This window comes from Jiangella muralis, from assembly GCF_001270745.1.
GTDB classification, from domain to species: domain Bacteria; phylum Actinomycetota; class Actinomycetes; order Jiangellales; family Jiangellaceae; genus Jiangella; species Jiangella muralis.
In genome coordinates this window covers 56,315-72,592 of record NZ_LFXL01000030.1, presented here as the reverse complement: position 1 = coordinate 72,592, position 16,278 = coordinate 56,315, and the positions used below count along the sequence as shown (strand labels likewise).

Below are 16,278 nucleotides of genomic sequence, written 5' to 3'. Positions count from 1 at the left end.
ATACTTCGGTATGCAATGGTCTACGGACGGCGCGGCGAGGACGCGCTCGCCGATCGAGATCCCCACCGTCAGGCGAGAGCGAGGTGTTCATGCTCCGCTTCACCGCACGCCGGCTCCTGCACGCAGTCCCCCTGCTCTTCGGCGTCGTGACACTGATGTTCTTCCTGCTCCAGCTCGCGCCCGGTGACCCCATCCAGGCGCTCATCGGCGACTACCCGGCCACGCCGGAGTACATCGCCCAGGTCACCGAGGCCTACGGCCTGGACCAGCCGCTGCTGGTGCGCTACTGGGAGTACCTGCAGCAGATCTTCACGCTGAACCTCGGCGAGTCGCTGGCCGGCCGGGTCCCGGTGGCCGACCTGATCGCCGACCGGCTCGGCAACACGCTCATCCTGACCGTCACCGCGATGACGTTTGCCGCGATCGTCGGCGTGGCCGTGGGCGTCTGGGCCGGCGTCTCCCGCTCCCGCACGCTCGACCACCTGGTCACCGGCGTCGCCGTCGGATCGCTCTCGATCCCGATGTTCTGGCTCGGCCAGATGCTGGTGCTGATCTTCGCGATCAAGCTGTCGGTGCTGCCGTCGCAGGGCATGTACTCGACGCGGTCGACCGCCGAGGGCCTGGACCGGCTGCCGGACCTGCTCACGCACCTGCTGCTGCCGGCGCTAGTGCTGGCGATGCGTGAGATCGGCGTCGTGGCGCGCATCGTGCGGACCAGCGTGCACGACGTGCTGACACTGCCGTACGTGGAGACCGCCCGGGCCAAGGGCTTCAGCCGGGCGACGATCATCCGCCGGCACGTGGTGCGCAATTCGCTGCTTCCGGCCGTCACGGTCATCGGCTACAACTTCGGCTTCATCCTGGCCGGGTCGGTGCTGGTCGAGACGGTGTTCGGCTGGCCGGGCATGGGCCAGCTGCTCTACGAGTCGATCCGCAACCGCGACAACGCGGTGACCATCGGCATCGTCCTGCTCATCGCGGTCGCGGTCGTCGTGGTGAACCTCCTCACCGACCTGGTCTACGGCCTCGTCGACCCGCGGATCCGGGCCGGCGCCGGCGCGGGAGGTCGCGCATGAGCCTCACCAGAGACGTCGTCCCGGGCACCCGGCGGTGGAGGACGGGCCGGCGGCCACCGGTCCCGGGCGGCCGGCAGGCCTGGCGCCGCTTCCTCGGTCACCCGCCGGCCGTCGCCGGACTGGTGATCCTGATCGTCGTCGTGCTGGTCGCCGTGGCCGCCGACTGGATCGCGCCGTACGACCCGCAGGCGGTCTCGCAGGCGTTGCTCGAGCCGCCCAGCGGCGAGCACCTGCTGGGCACCGACACCGTCGGCCGCGACATCCTCTCCCAGATCATCCACGGCGGCCGCGTCTCGCTGATCGTCGCGCTGGTCACCGGGCTGGGCACCCTCGTGATCGGCTCGCTGGTCGGCGCCGTCGCCGGCTTCTACGGCGGCCGGGTCGACGCCGTGCTGATGCGCATCGCCGAGGTCTTCCAGGTGATCCCGAGCTTCGCGCTGGCGCTGATCATCGTCGCCGTGCTCGGCGCGAACCTCGCCTACATCTGCGCCGCCCTCGTGATGGCGCTGTGGCCGCAGATGGCCAGGCTGGTGCGCGGCGAGGTCCTGCGGATCATGACGACGGACATGGTGGCCGCCGCGCGGACGGTGGGCCATTCCAACCGGCGGATCATCATGTCCGACGTCCTGCCCAACGCGCTGCCGCCGCTGATCGTGCAGACGACCATCGATCTGGGCAGCGCGATCCTGCTCCAGGCCGGGCTGGCGTTCCTCGGCCTGGGCGACCCGAGCAACCTCAGCTGGGGCGACATCCTCCAGCAGGCCCAGCGCGACCTCTCCGCGTGGTGGATGAGTGTCCCGGCCGGTGTCGTGATCTTCCTCGTCGTGCTCGCCGCCAATTTCGTCGGTGACGGGCTCAACCGCGCGCTGCGGCCGACGAGCAGTCACCTCTGACCATTCGACGAGACGGAGCCGGCGATGAGCACAGGACTTGCGGTCCGCGACTTCTCGGTCGCGCTGAAGACGCCGGCCGGGGTGATCCGGCCGGTGGACGAGGTGAGCATCGAGGTGCGGCCGTCCCAGCGCGTCGCGCTGGTGGGGGAGAGCGGCTGCGGCAAGTCGATGACGCTGCGCGGCATCCTGCGGTTCATCCCGCCGTCGGTGCTGGACGGCGTCAGCGGCGAGGCGAGCTACGACGGGGTGGACCTCGCGCAGCTGGACGACCGCCGGTTGCGCGACTACCGCGGTCGCCGCATCGCGATGGTCTTCCAGGACGCGCTGGCCCGGCTGAATCCCACGATGACCGTCGGAGCGCAGGTCGAGGAGGTGCTCGCCACCCGGGACCGCCGGGCGCGAGAGACCCAGGTGACCGCGCTGTTCCGCTCCGTCGGGCTGGACAACTCGCGCGCGTTCCGCCGGCGCTACCCGCACGAGCTCAGCGGCGGCATGCGCCAGCGGGTGCTGATCGCGATCGCCCTGGCCGGCGACCCCGAACTGCTGGTGGCCGACGAGCCCACGACGGCGCTCGACGTCACGGTGCAGGCGCAGATCCTCGACACCATCACCGACGTGGTGCGCGAGCGCGGCATGGCGCTGCTGGTGGTGACGCACGACCTCGGCGTGGTCTCGGAGACCTGCGAGTTCGTGTACGTCATGTACGCCGGGCAGATCGTGGAGTCGGGCCTCGTCGACGCCGTCTTCGACGACCCCGGCCACCCCTACACGCAGGGGCTGCTCGCGTGCGTGCTCGACGTCGACGAGCCGGTCGAGCAGCGGGTGCGCACCATCCCCGGGGTCGTCCCGCCGCCGGGCAGCGTCACGACGGGCTGCCGGTTCCGGTCGCGGTGCCCCGCCGCCCACGACCGGTGCGCCGCCGACCCGCCGGTCGTACGGCTGGACGGCGACCGGACCGCTCGCTGCTGGCTGCCGTCCGACACCGCCGGGGAGGCCTCGTGACCGGCGAACCCGTGCTCAGCCTGTCCGGCGTGAGCAAGCGCTACGGCGTCCGCCGCGGCATCCTGTCCCGCGGGCCCGGCCATGCCCTCGCCGTCGACGGCGTCGACCTGCAGCTCCACCGCGCCCGGATGCTCGGGCTCGTGGGGGAGAGCGGGTGCGGCAAGAGCACCACCGCGCGGGTGGCGCTCGGCCTGCTGCGACCCGACACCGGCACGGTGGCACTGCACGGCCGGCCGATCGACCAGCTGAGCCGCCGCGACTACCGGCGCGCGTTCCGGCCGAAGGTGCAGGCGGTCTTCCAGGACCCCGGTTCGGCGCTCAACCCCCGCAAGACCGTCTTCGAGACGCTGCACAGCGCGATGGCGCTGTACGGCCACACGTCGCGCGGGTCGGCCCAGGACGACGTGGCCCGGCTGCTCGACCAGGTGGGCCTGCAGCCGGGACGCCAGTTCCTGGCCCGGCGCCCGCACGAGCTCAGCGGCGGGCAGCTGCAGCGGGTCGGCATCGCCCGCGCGCTGGCGGTCGAGCCGGACGTGATCATCGCCGACGAGCCGGTCTCCGCGCTGGATGTGTCCATCCGTGGCCAGATCCTCAACCTGCTCGCCGACATCCGCGCCGAACGCGGCATCAGTGTCCTGCTGATCACCCACGACCTGTCGGTGGTCGCGTCGACCGCCCAGGACGTCGCGGTCATGTACCTCGGCCGCATCGTCGAGCAGGGTCCGACGGAGCGGGTCTTCCAGTCGCCCCGGCACCCGTACACCCAGGCCCTGCTGGCCGCCACCCCGCGGATCCGGCGGGGTGGCTCCACACCGTCCCGGCGCACGCTGTCCGGTGACCCGCCGTCAGCGCTCGCCCCGCCGAGCGGCTGCCGGTTCCACCCGCGCTGCCCGTACGCCATGGAGGTCTGCGCGAGCGTCGACCCCCCGTTGCTGCCGGTCCCGGATCACGGGCTGGCCGCGTGTCATCTGCTGTCCGAGCCGGCGGTACCGCCGGCCCATGACCGCCGCACCGTCGGTGCGGCAGAGAGCGACAGATCATGACCATCACGTTTGCGCGGCGGGCCGGCATCGTGCCGGCCATCGCGGCCGCGGCGCTGTTCCTGGCCTCCTGCGGCGGCTCCGGCACCGAATCCACCGGTGGCGACGGCGAGACCACGTTCGTCACCGGCCTGGCCAGCCAGCCGGAGATGCTCGTGCGCAGCTTCACCTCCGACGCCCTGACGGCCACGGTCGGCCTGGCCGTCGGCGAGGGCCTGGTGCGCACGACGAAGGACAAGGAGGTCGTGCCGGCGCTGGCGGAGAGCTGGGACATCTCCGACGACGGCCTGAGCTACACCTTCCACCTCCGCCAAGGCGTCACCTGGCACGACGGCGAGCCGTTCACCTCGGCCGACGTCCTCTTCAGCTTCCAGGAGGTGCTGCCGCTCTCGCCGACCGGGGCGGTGCTGACCAGCACCATCGCCTCCGTCGCGGCGCCTGACGACGCCACCGTCGTCGTCACGCTGAAGCAGCCGCTGGCGCCGTTGCTGCTGGCGTTGGGCCCGCAGGATTTCAGCATCCAGCCCGAGCACATCTACGCCGGCACCGACCTGCTGACCAACCCGAACAACCGCGCCCCGGTGGGCACCGGTCCGTTCGTCTTCGACAGTTGGAGCGGCGACACCATCACGCTGACCGCCAACGAGGACTACTGGGACGGCGCACCGGCCATCGGCCGGCTGATCTACAAGGTGATCCCGGACAGCAACTCGCGCGCGAACGCACTGGTCAATGGCGAGATCGACTACATCAACAAGTTCGACGTCGACGACACCATCGTCAAGGCCCTCGAGGGCAACGACGAGATCACCCTGCAGAACGGCCGGGTGTCGGCGACGTTCATGACGATGTGGCTCAACCAGAACGAGGAGCCGCTGAACGACCCGGAGGTGCGCAAGGCGCTGTACCTGGCGCTGGACCGCGAGCTGATGTCGAAGTCGGCCGACCCGGAGTTCACCGAGCCGGCGGCGGGGTCGTTCCCGACCGGGCTCTGGGCGACCGACACCGGGATCGACTACCTCGACGAGTACGGTTACGACCCCGACGCGGCCGCCGCGCTGCTGGACCAGGCGGGGTACCCCGAGCAGGGCGACGGCACCCGGTTCAGCGTCAGGCTCCGCTACGTGGCGACCCAGCCGTACACGCAGGCGCTGGCCGCCATCATCACGGACAACTGGCGGGCCATCGGGGTGGAGACCGAGCCCACCCAGGACGAGGCGACGGTCAACAGTGACGCGCTCTTCGCCCAGCAGGACTTCGGCACCAACCTGCTCTCGCTCGACACGCGCCCGGACCCGGAGTTCGGCATCGGGAGGGTCTACAAGTGCAACCCGGACAAGCTGGCGTTCAACAACCCGACGGGCTACTGCAACGAGGAGTTGGACGCCCTCTTCGCCGAGGCCGCCCGCACCCAGGACCAGGCGGCCCGGGCCGAGATCTACGCCCAGGCCCAGGAGATCATCGCCGCGGACCTGCCGGCGCTCACGCTGCTGCAGGCCGATCAGCCCGACGCCATCCGCTCGAGCTTCGGCGGCATCGACGAGTTCCTGTCCGGAGCGCTCTCCGGCGACCTCACCTGGAGTGCGCTGGAGCCGTGACGATCAGGCAAGATCGGCTACTCTCAAATGCTCATCCTGAGAAAGGCAGCACCCGATGGTCACGGTCCCAAGCGACGATCAGCGACGATTCCCGCCACCGGACCGCCGGCCGAACCCCTACGAGAAGATCAGGCAGGCCATCCTCTCCGGGGAACTGGAGCCGGGGCAGCCGCTCGTCGAGGCCACGCTGGCCGAGTGGTGCCAGGTCAGCCGCACGCCGGTGCGCGAGGCGCTGACCCGCCTGGAACAGGACGGCCTGATCCGCCGCGGCGACCGCGGCCTGGTGGTGCGGGAGAGCAGTCCCGAGGAGATCCTCGACATCTACGAGACCCGCATCGTGCTGGAGGCCACGGCGGCCCGGTTCGCCGCCGACCGCCGCAACCAGAACGACCTGTTGCTCATGCGCCGGATGATCCCGCGCATGGCCGCGCTCGCCGATGCCGACGCCACCACCAAGGCAGCGATCAACGCCGACTTCCACCGGCTGGTCTGGCGGGCCAGCCACAACGGCTCGCTCATCGACCTGCTCGGGCGGCTGAGCATGCACCTGGGCCGGTACCCGGCGACGACGCTGGCCTACCCGGGCCGGTGGGAGACCTCCAACCGCGAGCACGAGCAGCTGGTCGACGCCATCGAGGCCCGCAACGGCGAGCTCGCCGCCGAGCTGGCGGGGCAGCACTTCACCGCTGCCCGGGACATCCGGCTGAAGCTCTGGGAGACCGACCTGAGCTAGGCCGCGGGGCGCGCTCCGGGCGGGCCTGGACGTCATTGCGCGCGACGGTATACATTGGGATGCAATCGTAGACACGGAGGTTCGAGCGCATGCGTTTCGGAGCAGCCATACCGAACTGTCGCGAAGGGAAGGTCTATCCGCCCGGGTTCACGACGCCCGACGTGCTCACCGACATCGCGGTGACCGCCGAGGCGAGCGGGTTCGACTCGCTCTGGGCCAACGACCTGCAGTCCACCTTCGACGAGGCGTTGTCGGGCCAGGCCCGCGCGACGCCGAACTTCTTCGAGGCCCAGACGACGCTGGCGTTCCTGGCCGCTCGCACCGAGCGGATCCGGTTCGTCACGTCGGCCGTCACGGTGCCGCTGCGCGACCCGATCCTGCTGGCCAAGCAGGTCGCCACGCTCGACGTGCTGTCCGGCGGGCGGTACGCGCTCGGTCTCGGGCTGGGCGGCAAACGCACTGAGCTCGACCGCCTGCGTGGCCGGTTCAGCTCGTCGATCAACCGCGGGCGCTGGCTGGAGGAGTCGCTGGAGCTGCTGGAGAAGCTGCTCACCGAGCAGGTCGTCGACCACGACGGCGAGTACTTCAGCGTGCAGGGCGCGGAGGTCTTCCCGAAGCCCGTGCAGCGTCCGTTCCCGCTGTACATGACCGGAGCCGGCGACGAGATGCTGCGCCGCACCGCCCGGTGGGGCGCCGGCTGGATCCACATGCACATCACGCCGGAACAGCTGACCGAGCGGATCCAGGCACTGCACGCCGCGTGCGCGCAGGTCGGCCGCGACCCGGACGAGATCGAGGTCAGCCTGCAGTTCGACGTGCTCGTCGCGCCGACGCGCGCACAGGCGCAGGAGCGGTGGGAGAACTCCCTGGCCCGGGGTCTGGGCGCGGCCCGCGGCCGGTCCGCGGAGACGTCGTACATCGTCGGGTCGCCGGACGACGTCGTGGCCCGGCTGCGCGAGTACGAGCAGGCCGGCATGCGGCACGTCGGGCTCATCCCGAGCGGGAACACCCCCGAGCAGGTGCTCGAGCAGATCCAGCTGCTCGGGAAGGAGGTCATCGCGCAGTTCGCGTAACGCCGCCGGCACACACGCATCGAGACGACCGATGGGATGGGGAATGAAGAGGATCGAAGTCCGGGTGGGCGGCGCCGCCGCGCGCTACACCCTGCTCGAGGACGCGCCGAAGACGGCCGACGCCTTCTGGGAGTCGCTGCCGATCGAGGGCACCATCACGCACGCCCGGTGGGCCGGGTCGGCGGTGTGGGTGAAGACACCGAACCAGCCGATCGCCGCGCTCGACGACATCGAGCTGCCGGTGACGTCGATCTATCCGGGCACGATCGTGATGCGGCCGAACCCGCGCGGCGTCGCCGAGCTGTTCCTGTCGTACGGCGTCGCCGAGTCGCGCGGCCCGGTGGGCCGCACCTACGCCACACCGGTCGCCGAGCTGGACGGCGACGGCGCCGAGCTGCTGGCCGCCTTCGGCGCCACCTGGCGGGACGGTTCCACCGAGGTGTCGATCACCCGAGCGGAGGACGAGTCGTGACGAAGCTGCGCATCACGATCGACGGCATCACCGCCGTCGCCGAGCTGAAGGACGCCGCCGCGCCGAACGGCGTGGCCGCGGTCCTCGCCGCGTTGCCCCTGCGGACCCGGGTGGTGCACGCCAGCCGCAGCGGCAACTGCGCCGTCGTGCACGACGCCGCGCTGCGCGACGAGACGGCCGGTATCGAGGGCCAGGTCTCCATGTACTACCCGGGCATGGTCGCCTACGACCCCGTCCGCGGCTACCTGGTGTTCGCCTACGGCCAGGGCCAGGCGCGCAGCAACACCGGCACCCACTGGGTGACCTACCTGGGCGACGTCGTCGAGAACGCCGCCGAGCTCGCGGGGAAGCTCCAGGACACCCGCGACCGTGGAGCGCTGGACGTGCTGATCGAGCAGGGGGAGCGACGATGACGGAGAAGCGGATCCGGCTGGAGTCCGGCGGCGTGACCGCGGAGGCGCTGCTGCTGGAGGCGAACGCGCCGAAGGCCACCGCCGCCTTGTGGGAGATGCTGGCCGAGCCGATCGAACGCAGGCTGATCTCGGCCAAGTGGTCCGGCGATGTCGGTGTGCTGCACCCGGGCGAGGGCCCGCTGCGCGAGGTCGCCGAACTGGAGAACCCGGTCACGTCGATCTACCCGGGCACGCTCGTGATGCGCCCGCGGGGCAGCGAAATCCTCATCGGCTACGGCGTCGGCGAATACCGCTGGGCGGTCGGCGTCGACTACACGACCCGCCTGGCCAAGATCGTCACCAACCGGACGGAGTTCCTGTCCGTCGTGGCCCGCACGGCCGACCAGGGCCCGTCGGCCATCACCGTCGGCCGGGTCTGAAGGGAAGAGCGCATGGTCAAGTTCGCCTGGTTGTGCAGTCACGAGTCCTACCAGCCGGAGGACCTGGTCGAGCAGGCCGTCCTGGCCGAGCAGGCCGGGTTCGACACCGTCCTGGGATCCGACCACTTCCACCCGTGGGTCGACGACACCTCCGCCGCGGGGTTCGTGTGGAGCTGGCTGGGCACGGTGGCGGCCCGCACCGAGCGGGTCGAGCTCGGCACGTCCGTCACCTGCCCGCTGTTCCACTACCACCCGGGCCTGGTGGCGCAGGCCTCGGCCACCGTCCAGCGGCTGTCCGGCGGCCGCCTGCTGCTGGGCGTCGGCAGCGGCGAGGCCATCAACGAGACGCCGCTGGGCTGGGAGTTCCCCGGCTACGGCGAGCGGATGGGCCGCATGCGCGAGGCGCTGGAGATCATCCGGCGGCTGCACGCCGGCGAGAAGCTGGACTTCGCCGGCGACCACTACACGACGACCACCGCCAAGCTCTACAGCCCGCCGACGGCGCCGGTGCCGACGCTGCTCGCGGCCGGTGGGCCGAAGTCGGCCGCGTTCGCCGGCGCCCACGCCGACGGCCTCATCACCAGCGTCAAGAACCCGCAGGACACCATCACCAAGGTCATCGAGCCGTTCCGGGCCGCGGCCGCCGAGCGCGGTAACCCCGACCCGCGGATCCTCGCCACCCGGTGGACCGTCCTGGCCGGTGACGACGAGGAAGCCTGGCGCGCGCTCGGCCCGATGCGCGGGTTGCGGGCGCCCGGCCGGCTGGAGGCGGCCGACCCGGCCGTGCTGCGCGAGCGGGCCGACGCGATGGACCGGAGCGAGGTGCTCGGCAGCTACACGGTCGTCCCCGACGCCGACGCGCTGGTGGAGGCGTACCGGCCGCTGGTCGAGCAGATCGACGCGGAGTGGGTCTCGATCCAGGTGGCCAGCAACGACCCGGTGGGCACCATCAAGCTGATCGGCGAGAACGTGCTGCCGCGCCTGCGCGAGCTGGCGGCCTGACCGATGACGACCGAAGCGGCGAGCACCGCGGACGTGATGGCGGCCTACCTCGCCGAGGCGGGCACCGAGGCGATCTTCGCCTATCCCGGTGATCCGATCATCGAGTTCATGGAGCGCTCGCGGGTGCGCGGCATCGACGTCGTGCTGGCCCGCCGCGAGGGCACGGCGGCGTTCATGGCCGAGGCGTACGGCATGGTCACGGGCCGGCCCGGCGTCTGCCTGTCGACGCTGGGCCCGGGCTCCACCGCGCTGGTCAACGGCGTCGCGGCGGCCACGCTGGACCGCGTGCCGATGCTCGCGGTGTCGGGCCAGATCGACTCGGCCAGGGAGCCGTTCTTCACCCACCAGGTGGTCGATCACCAGGCGCTGTTCGGGCCGGTCACCAAATGGGCCGGTCGCATGGACGCCGGCGCCGTGGCCACCGTCATGCGCAAGGCGCTGCGCACGGCGACGGCCGAACGGCCCGGCGCTGTGCACCTGACGGTCGGCTCGGACACGTTCAAGGCCACCGCGCGCGACGCCGAGGTGGCGGTGCCGCCGTTCGGCCCGGCGCGCGGGGGAGCCGGGGTCACCGGCCCGGACCCCGCCCGGGTGCTCGCGGCGGCGCGGCGCCCGGTGCTGCTGGCCGGTATCGGCGCGGCCCGCTGCGAGGCCACCGAGCAGCTGCTCCGGCTGGCCGAGACCGCCGGGATGCCGGTGGTCGTGGCGCCCATGGCCAAGGGCGTCGTGCCGGAGGACTCGCCGATGTTCGCCGGCGTGCTCGACATGGCCTGCAACCAGGTGGTCTGGGACTTCCTCGGCTCGGCCGACCTGATCGTGGCCGCCGGGTTCGACCCGGTCGAGCTGATCAAGCCGTGGCGGCTGACCACCCCGGTGCTGCACGTCGACACCACGCCGAACACCGACCAGATCTACGCCGCCGCCACCGAAGTGGTCGGCGACATCGCGGCCGGGCTGGACCTGCTGGCCGACGGCTGGACCGGCGAGCCGCGGTGGACCGAGCGGGAGGTCAAGGAGCAGCGGTCCCGGCTGCGCGACGCCTACTACGACGGCCGGGTGGCCGGTCGGCTCAACCCGACCGACGTCGTCGACGTGGTCGCCGGCCGGCTGGCCGCGACGGCGATCGTCACCTCCGACGTCGGGTCGCACAAGCTGCTGGTGGGCCAGGGGTGGCCGGCCACCCGTCCGCGCAGCGTGCTCATGACCAACGGTCTCTCGGCCATGGGCTTCGGCGTGCCGGCCGCCATCGCCGCGAAGCTGCTGCGCCCGGACCAGCCGGTGGCGGCGCTCGTCGGCGACGGCGGCTTCGCCATGGTCGCGACGGAGATGCGGCTGGCGGCGGCGCTCGGGTTGCCGATCGTCGTGGTCGTGTTCGTCGACGGCAGCCTCAACCGGATCGAGCTCAAGCAGATGGCCGTCAGCTACCCGAGCGTCGCGACCCGCATCGAGGACACCGACCTCGTCCAGCTGGCCGGGGCGATGGGCTGCGACGGGGTCCGGGTGGAGTCCAGGGCCGAGCTCGACCGCGCCCTCGAGGGCGTCGCCGGGCTGACCCGGCCGCTGGTCGTCGAGGCCCGCATCGACCCGGCCCAGTACGCGTCGCAGTTCTGACACGGAGGAGAACCATGAAGCAGCTGCGCCCGTTCGTCGACGGCGACTGGACCGACGGCGAACAGAGCGCCGTCGCCCGCGACACGTACACGCGCGAGCCGGTGGCCGAGGTCCAGTCGCCCGGCCGCGCGCAGGTCGCGGCGGCCGTCCGGGCCGTCGCCGCCGCGCAGGCCGGTCCGTCGCTCTCGCCCTACGACCGCTACCGCATCCTCGCCCGCGCCGGCGAGCTGGTGCTCGAGCGGGCCGGTGAGCTGGTCGAGTCCATCGTCACCGACACCGGCTTCACCACGGTGGACGCCCGGCGCGAGGTCGAGCGCACGGCGCAGACCCTGCTGTTGTCCGGTGAGGAGGCCAAGCGGCTGCGCGGCGAGATGGTGCCCATCGACGCCGACCCGAGCCGGCCCGCGCGGGTCGCGTTCACCGTGCGCCGCCCGGTCGGTGTCGTGTGCGCCATCACCCCGTTCAACTCGCCGCTCAACACCGTCGCGCACAAGGTCGCGCCGGCGTTGGCAGCAGGGAACGGTGTCGTGCTGAAACCGGCCGAGCTGACGCCGCTCACCGCGGACCTGCTGCTGCGCGTGCTGCTCGACGCCGGGCTGCCGCCCGGGCTGATCAGCGTCCTGTACGGCGACGGTCCGACCGTCGGCCAGTGGCTGCTCGAGGACGAGGTGCCGGCGTACTACGCGTTCACCGGCAGCACGGCCGTCGGCGAGCACATCCAGCGCACCATCGGCGTGCGCCGTGCCCAGCTCGAGCTGGGCAGCCTGGCCAGCACCATCGTCTGCGAGGACGCCGACCTCGCGCGGGCGGCGCAGCTGTGCGTCAACGCCGCCTTCCGCAAGGCCGGCCAGGTGTGCACGTCAGTGCAGCGGCTCTACGTGCACGACGCCGTCGTCGCCGACTTCACGGCGGCGCTGCGGGCGGCGCTGGACGGGCGGAAGGTCGGCGACCCGCGCGAACCGGGTACGTTCATCGGCCCGCTCATCGACGAGCAGGCGGCCGAACGGGTCGAGAGCTGGGTGGCGGCCGCGGCCGGCGACGGCGCCGAGATCGTGACCGGCGGTACCCGCAGCGGCGCCGTCGTCCAGCCCACCGTGCTCACCGGCGTCGCGCCGGACATGAACGTCATGTGCCGCGAGATCTTCGGCCCGGTGGTGTCGATCCGCCCGTTCACCGACGTCGACAAGGCGATCGACGAGGCCAACGACACCCCGTACGGCCTCGCGGCCGGCCTGTTCACCTCCGACATCGGGCGAGCGCTGCACGTCGCCGGCCGGCTGCGGGTCGGCACCGTGCACGTCAACGAGACCTCCAGCGCCCGCGTCGACCTCATGCCCTTCGGCGGCGTCAAGGCCAGCGGATTCGGCCACGAGGGCCCGGCGTACGCCATCCGCGACATGACCGAGGAGACGCTGCTGACGCTCGGCCCATGACGCCGCGCCCGCGCGTCAGCCCGTCCACGGAGAAGCGGAGAACACCTTGAACCGACTGGGAACCGCCCGGCCGTACGCCGACGTCGTCGTCGTGGGCGGCGGCAACGCCGGCTTCTGCGCCGCGCTCGCCGCCGCCGAGCGTGGCCGCTCGGTCGTCCTGCTGGAGAAGGGCGACCGTGAGCACGCGGGTGGCAACAGCTACTACACGGCTGGCGCGACCCGCATCGTGCACGACGGGCTGCCCGACCTGCTCGACATCGTCGAGCCCGACGACCGGCACGACGCCACCGAGGTGCCGCCCTACTCCGCCGAGGAGTACGCCGCCGATCTCGCCAAGGTGACGGGCGGGCGCAACGACCCCGATCTCACCCGCGTTCTGGTGGCGCAGAGCCGCCGCGTCGTGCGGTGGCTGCACGGTCACGGGCTGCGCTACCGGCTGATGTACGAGCGCCAGGCGTACCAGCGCGACGACGGCACATACCTGTTCTGGGGCGGCCTGCACGTCGGCAACGTCGACGGCGGGCAGGGCCTGATGGCCGACCACGCCCGGGCGGCCGCCGCTCTCGGCGTCGACGTCCGTTACGGGCACGCCGTGCGTGACCTCCTGGTCGACGACTGCGCCGTCACCGGGGTGGGCTACGTGACCAGCGACGGTGTCGAGGGCGAGGTGGCGGCCGCGTCGGTGGTGCTCGCCGCCGGTGGGTTCGAGGCGGACCCGCGGCTGCGCGAACTCCACCTGGGCCGCGGCTGGGCCAACGCGCGCGTGCGCGGCACGTCGAACAACACCGGTGAAGTGCTGGTCGAGGCGTTGCGGATCGGCGCCGGGAGGGCCGGCGACTGGTCCACCTGCCACGCCGTGGCCTGGGACGCCGGACACCCGCAGAACGAGAGCAACCGCGAGCTGACCAACCGGCTGACCCGGCAGAGCTACCCGCTCGGCATCGTCGTCAACGTCGACGGCGAGCGCTTCATCGACGAGGGTGAGGACTTCCGCAACTACACCTACGCCAAGTACGGGAGCCAGATCCTCGAGCAGCCCGGCTCCGTCGCCTTCCAGTTGTTCGACGCCGAACTGCGGCCCATGCTGCGGGCCGAGGAGTACGACATGCCCGGCATCAGCGTCGTCGTCGCCGACACGGTCGACGAGCTCGCGCGGGAGGCCGGCATCGACGAGGCGGGACTGCGCAAGACGGTTGCCGAGTACAACGCCGCCATCGACACCACGGCGCGGTTCGACCCCACCGTCAAGGACGGCCGGCGCGCCGACGTCCGCCCGCCGAAGAGCAACTGGGCCGCGCCGCTGCTGACGCCGCCGTTCTACGCCTACCCGGTGACGTGCGGCATCACCTTCACCTTCGGCGGGCTGCGGGCCGACACCCACGGTCGCGTTCTCGCCGACGACGGCTCGCCGATCCCGGGCCTGCTGGTCGCCGGCGAGATGCTCGGTGGCCTGTTCAGCGGCAACTACCCGGGTGGCACCGGCCTGGCCGCGGGCGCGGTCTTCGGCCACCGCGCCGGCAGCGTCGCCTGACCCGGGCGAGTACGACTCCAGGCGCATGCCGGGGGGCCTCCCATTGATCCTCGGGCGGCTGGTCGACCGGTAGGGGGTGCACCTCACCCGCGGCAAGGACCCGGAGGAGTCCCGCGTCCTCGAGCCGGAGCCGTCACTGATCGGCTGGCCCGACGACATGTTCACACAGCCGTTCGCCCGGCTGCTCGACGAGTTCACGGGTTGCGTGCGGGCCGGGACGCAGCCCGTCGTAGCGTCGACCTTCGAGGACCGCTCGGCGCGGGTGGGGGGAGAAGCGTGACGAGGACCGTGATCCGCTGTGGGCTGCTCTACGACGGCACGCCGGCGCCGCCGCGCGAGGACGTCACGCTGCTGGCCCGCGCCACGCTGGAGTCGCGGTGAGCCGGTTCGACTGCCTGCTCGCGGGCGGCACGGTCGTGCGCGGCGACGGCACGCCGCCGGTCGCCGCCGACCTGGGCGTCCGCGACGGGCTCGTCGCCGAGATCGGTGACCTCGCCGGCGCCGCCGCCAGCACCGTCATCGACTGCGCCGGGGGCACCCTGTTCCCCGGGTTCGTCGACGCGCACAGCCACGCCGAAGGCAGCATCTTCCGAGACGACGTGCAGCTCGCGCTGCTGCGTCAGGGCGTGACCAGCATCGTGCTCGGCCAGGACGGCGTCTCGCTGGCGCCCGGCGACGGCCGCTACGGCCAGACCTACTTCGGCGCGCTGAACGGCGTCCACCCGAGCTACCAGGGGTATCGCGTCGCCGACCTGCTGGCCGGCTATGACGGCGCCGTCCCGGTGAACGTCGCCTACACCGTCCCACTGGGCACGGTGCGGCACGAGGTGCTGGGCCACGACCCGGCCGCGCCGGACGACGCCGCTCTGCGCGCGATGCGGCGACTGGTCGAGCAGGGCCTGGAGGACGGCGCCGTCGGCGCCTCGTCCGGCCTCGACTACGTGCCCGGCCGGTTCGCCGGGGCCGCGGAGCTGGCCGCCGTCCTCGCCCCGATGCGCGGCACCGGCGCGGTCTACGTCACCCACCTGCGCGGCGGCTACGAGGAGCGCTCCGGCGAGGGCCTGGACGAGGCCGCGGGCATCGCGCTGTCGGCCGGTGTGCCGCTGCACGTCTCGCACCTGCACGCGCGCCAGGCGCTGATCGAGGAGGCCATCGAGGGCCTCGAGCGCCGCGGTGTCGACGGCTCCTTCGACGCCTACCCGTACCGGCGCGGCTTCTCCCTGCTCGCGATGCCGATCGTCCCCGAGGACTGGCTGACGGGGGCAGCCGCGGCGGTGCGGTCCGCGCTGGCCGGGCCGCGCGGGCGGGCCAGGCTGGTGGAGGAGTGGTTCCCGCGCACGCTCGCCGACACCGGCGGCCGGTTCCTCCAGACCCGGCTGGCGCACGTCCCCTCCGCGGACCATCGGGACCTGGAGGGCCGGACGATCGCCACGGCCGCCGCGGCGCGCCGGGCCGACCCCGCGGCGCTGGTGCACGAGGTGCTGGTCGCGACCGAGCTGACGGCCACGGCGATCTTCGCGGCGTCGCGGCACACGACCGCCGCCGACTACACCGGCCTGCTGACCCATCCCTGGCACCTGGCCGGGTCCGACGGCATCTTCGTCGGAGGCGCGCCGCACCCACGCGCGTGGGGCACGTTCGCGCGGCTGCTGGCCGAGCACACCGGCCCGGGCCGGGCGTACACGCCGGACCAGGCCGCCGAGCATCTCTCCGGCCGGGCCGCGCGGCGGTTCGGGCTGGCCGGACGGGGAACCCTGGCGCCCGGGCAGGCCGCCGACATCGCCGTCGTCGACCTCGGGCGGGTCTCGGACCGGGCCACCTACGACCGTCCGCGCGAGCCGGCGGCCGGCATCGCCACGGTGCTGGTCAACGGCGTCGTCGTGCTGGCGGACGGCCGGCTGACCGGCCGGCGGCCCGGCCGGTCGCTGCGGCGTCGCCCACCATGATCATCAACCTTTTGAGCTGCTATGACAGCCGAAAAG

At 72.4% G+C, this 16,278-nt stretch carries 16 protein-coding genes; all 16 read left to right on the top strand.

Annotated elements, in window-relative coordinates; all coding sequences use genetic code 11:
• Window positions 1-89 precede the first annotated feature (89 nt).
• The 16 genes from ACW62_RS23930 (at window position 90) to ACW62_RS23855 (ending at window position 16,242) form a co-directional block, all read left to right on the top strand.
• A complete protein-coding gene (locus tag ACW62_RS23930) occupies window positions 90-1,076 on the top strand; it encodes an ABC transporter permease (protein WP_157574946.1) in 987 nt (328 codons plus the stop codon).
• Window positions 1,073-1,969, top strand: coding sequence for an ABC transporter permease (locus ACW62_RS23925; protein WP_053206626.1), 897 nt, complete (start codon window positions 1,073-1,075; stop codon window positions 1,967-1,969). The genes ACW62_RS23930 and ACW62_RS23925 overlap by 4 nt, the downstream gene beginning before the upstream one ends.
• 24 nt (window positions 1,970-1,993) lie before the next feature.
• On the top strand, window positions 1,994-2,971 hold the full coding sequence (locus tag ACW62_RS23920) for an ABC transporter ATP-binding protein (RefSeq protein WP_053206625.1): 978 nt from the start codon (window positions 1,994-1,996) through the stop codon (window positions 2,969-2,971).
• Window positions 2,968-4,014 (top strand): ABC transporter ATP-binding protein, encoded by a 1,047-nt coding sequence (locus tag ACW62_RS23915; protein ID WP_053206624.1) that lies wholly within the window; start codon window positions 2,968-2,970, stop codon window positions 4,012-4,014. The genes ACW62_RS23920 and ACW62_RS23915 overlap by 4 nt, the downstream gene beginning before the upstream one ends.
• Complete coding sequence (locus ACW62_RS23910) at window positions 4,011-5,609, top strand: ABC transporter substrate-binding protein (protein WP_053206623.1); 1,599 nt, start codon at window positions 4,011-4,013, stop codon at window positions 5,607-5,609. The genes ACW62_RS23915 and ACW62_RS23910 overlap by 4 nt, the downstream gene beginning before the upstream one ends.
• 55 nt (window positions 5,610-5,664) lie before the next feature.
• Window positions 5,665-6,342, top strand: coding sequence for a GntR family transcriptional regulator (locus tag ACW62_RS23905; protein ID WP_053206622.1), 678 nt, complete (start codon window positions 5,665-5,667; stop codon window positions 6,340-6,342).
• An 89-nt stretch (window positions 6,343-6,431) separates the two neighbouring features.
• Window positions 6,432-7,415 (top strand): LLM class flavin-dependent oxidoreductase, encoded by a 984-nt coding sequence (locus ACW62_RS23900; RefSeq protein ID WP_083460103.1) that lies wholly within the window; start codon window positions 6,432-6,434, stop codon window positions 7,413-7,415.
• A gap of 43 nt (window positions 7,416-7,458) precedes the next feature.
• A complete protein-coding gene (locus tag ACW62_RS23895; RefSeq protein WP_053206620.1) occupies window positions 7,459-7,887 on the top strand; it encodes a DUF3830 family protein in 429 nt (142 codons plus the stop codon).
• Window positions 7,884-8,300, top strand: a complete 417-nt coding sequence (locus ACW62_RS34865) for a DUF3830 family protein (RefSeq protein ID WP_053206619.1) — start codon at window positions 7,884-7,886, stop codon at window positions 8,298-8,300. Before ACW62_RS23895 ends, ACW62_RS34865 begins: the two co-directional genes overlap by 4 nt.
• A complete protein-coding gene (locus tag ACW62_RS23885) occupies window positions 8,297-8,719 on the top strand; it encodes a DUF3830 family protein (protein ID WP_053206618.1) in 423 nt (140 codons plus the stop codon). Before ACW62_RS34865 ends, ACW62_RS23885 begins: the two co-directional genes overlap by 4 nt.
• Window positions 8,720-8,731: 12 nt before the next feature.
• Window positions 8,732-9,721 (top strand): TIGR03557 family F420-dependent LLM class oxidoreductase, encoded by a 990-nt coding sequence (locus ACW62_RS23880; protein WP_053206617.1) that lies wholly within the window; start codon window positions 8,732-8,734, stop codon window positions 9,719-9,721.
• 3 nt (window positions 9,722-9,724) lie between these two features.
• A complete protein-coding gene (locus ACW62_RS23875) occupies window positions 9,725-11,332 on the top strand; it encodes a thiamine pyrophosphate-binding protein (protein WP_053206616.1) in 1,608 nt (535 codons plus the stop codon).
• 14 nt (window positions 11,333-11,346) lie between these two features.
• Window positions 11,347-12,765: an aldehyde dehydrogenase family protein gene (locus ACW62_RS23870; RefSeq protein ID WP_053206615.1), complete on the top strand. Its 1,419-nt coding sequence runs from the start codon at window positions 11,347-11,349 to the stop codon at window positions 12,763-12,765.
• Window positions 12,766-12,820: 55 nt separating this feature from the next.
• Window positions 12,821-14,296, top strand: a complete 1,476-nt coding sequence (tcuA, locus tag ACW62_RS23865; RefSeq protein ID WP_053206705.1) for an FAD-dependent tricarballylate dehydrogenase TcuA — start codon at window positions 12,821-12,823, stop codon at window positions 14,294-14,296.
• Between the two features lie 76 nt (window positions 14,297-14,372).
• Window positions 14,373-14,576, top strand: a complete 204-nt coding sequence (locus ACW62_RS23860) for a hypothetical protein (protein WP_053206614.1) — start codon at window positions 14,373-14,375, stop codon at window positions 14,574-14,576.
• 97 nt (window positions 14,577-14,673) lie between these two features.
• The gene (locus tag ACW62_RS23855; protein ID WP_053206613.1) at window positions 14,674-16,242 is read left to right on the top strand and encodes an N-acyl-D-amino-acid deacylase family protein; all 1,569 of its coding nucleotides are present in this window, start codon (window positions 14,674-14,676) and stop codon (window positions 16,240-16,242) included.
• The last annotated feature ends 36 nt before the right edge of the window (window positions 16,243-16,278 follow it).

What these genes read in the sequence shown, in the direction of transcription:
- ACW62_RS23930 (WP_157574946.1), top strand. Translation starts at nt 90, where the DNA reads ATGCTCCGCTTCACCGCACGCCGGCTCCTGCACGCAGTCCCCCTGCTC.
- ACW62_RS23925 (WP_053206626.1), top strand. Translation starts at nt 1,073, where the DNA reads ATGAGCCTCACCAGAGACGTCGTCCCGGGCACCCGGCGGTGGAGGACG.
- ACW62_RS23920 (WP_053206625.1), top strand. Translation starts at nt 1,994, where the DNA reads ATGAGCACAGGACTTGCGGTCCGCGACTTCTCGGTCGCGCTGAAGACG.
- ACW62_RS23910 (WP_053206623.1), top strand. Translation starts at nt 4,011, where the DNA reads ATGACCATCACGTTTGCGCGGCGGGCCGGCATCGTGCCGGCCATCGCG.
- ACW62_RS23905 (WP_053206622.1), top strand. Translation starts at nt 5,665, where the DNA reads ATGGTCACGGTCCCAAGCGACGATCAGCGACGATTCCCGCCACCGGAC.
- ACW62_RS23900 (WP_083460103.1), top strand. Translation starts at nt 6,432, where the DNA reads ATGCGTTTCGGAGCAGCCATACCGAACTGTCGCGAAGGGAAGGTCTAT.
- ACW62_RS23895 (WP_053206620.1), top strand. Translation starts at nt 7,459, where the DNA reads ATGAAGAGGATCGAAGTCCGGGTGGGCGGCGCCGCCGCGCGCTACACC.
- ACW62_RS23885 (WP_053206618.1), top strand. Translation starts at nt 8,297, where the DNA reads ATGACGGAGAAGCGGATCCGGCTGGAGTCCGGCGGCGTGACCGCGGAG.
- ACW62_RS23880 (WP_053206617.1), top strand. Translation starts at nt 8,732, where the DNA reads ATGGTCAAGTTCGCCTGGTTGTGCAGTCACGAGTCCTACCAGCCGGAG.
- ACW62_RS23875 (WP_053206616.1), top strand. Translation starts at nt 9,725, where the DNA reads ATGACGACCGAAGCGGCGAGCACCGCGGACGTGATGGCGGCCTACCTC.
- ACW62_RS23870 (WP_053206615.1), top strand. Translation starts at nt 11,347, where the DNA reads ATGAAGCAGCTGCGCCCGTTCGTCGACGGCGACTGGACCGACGGCGAA.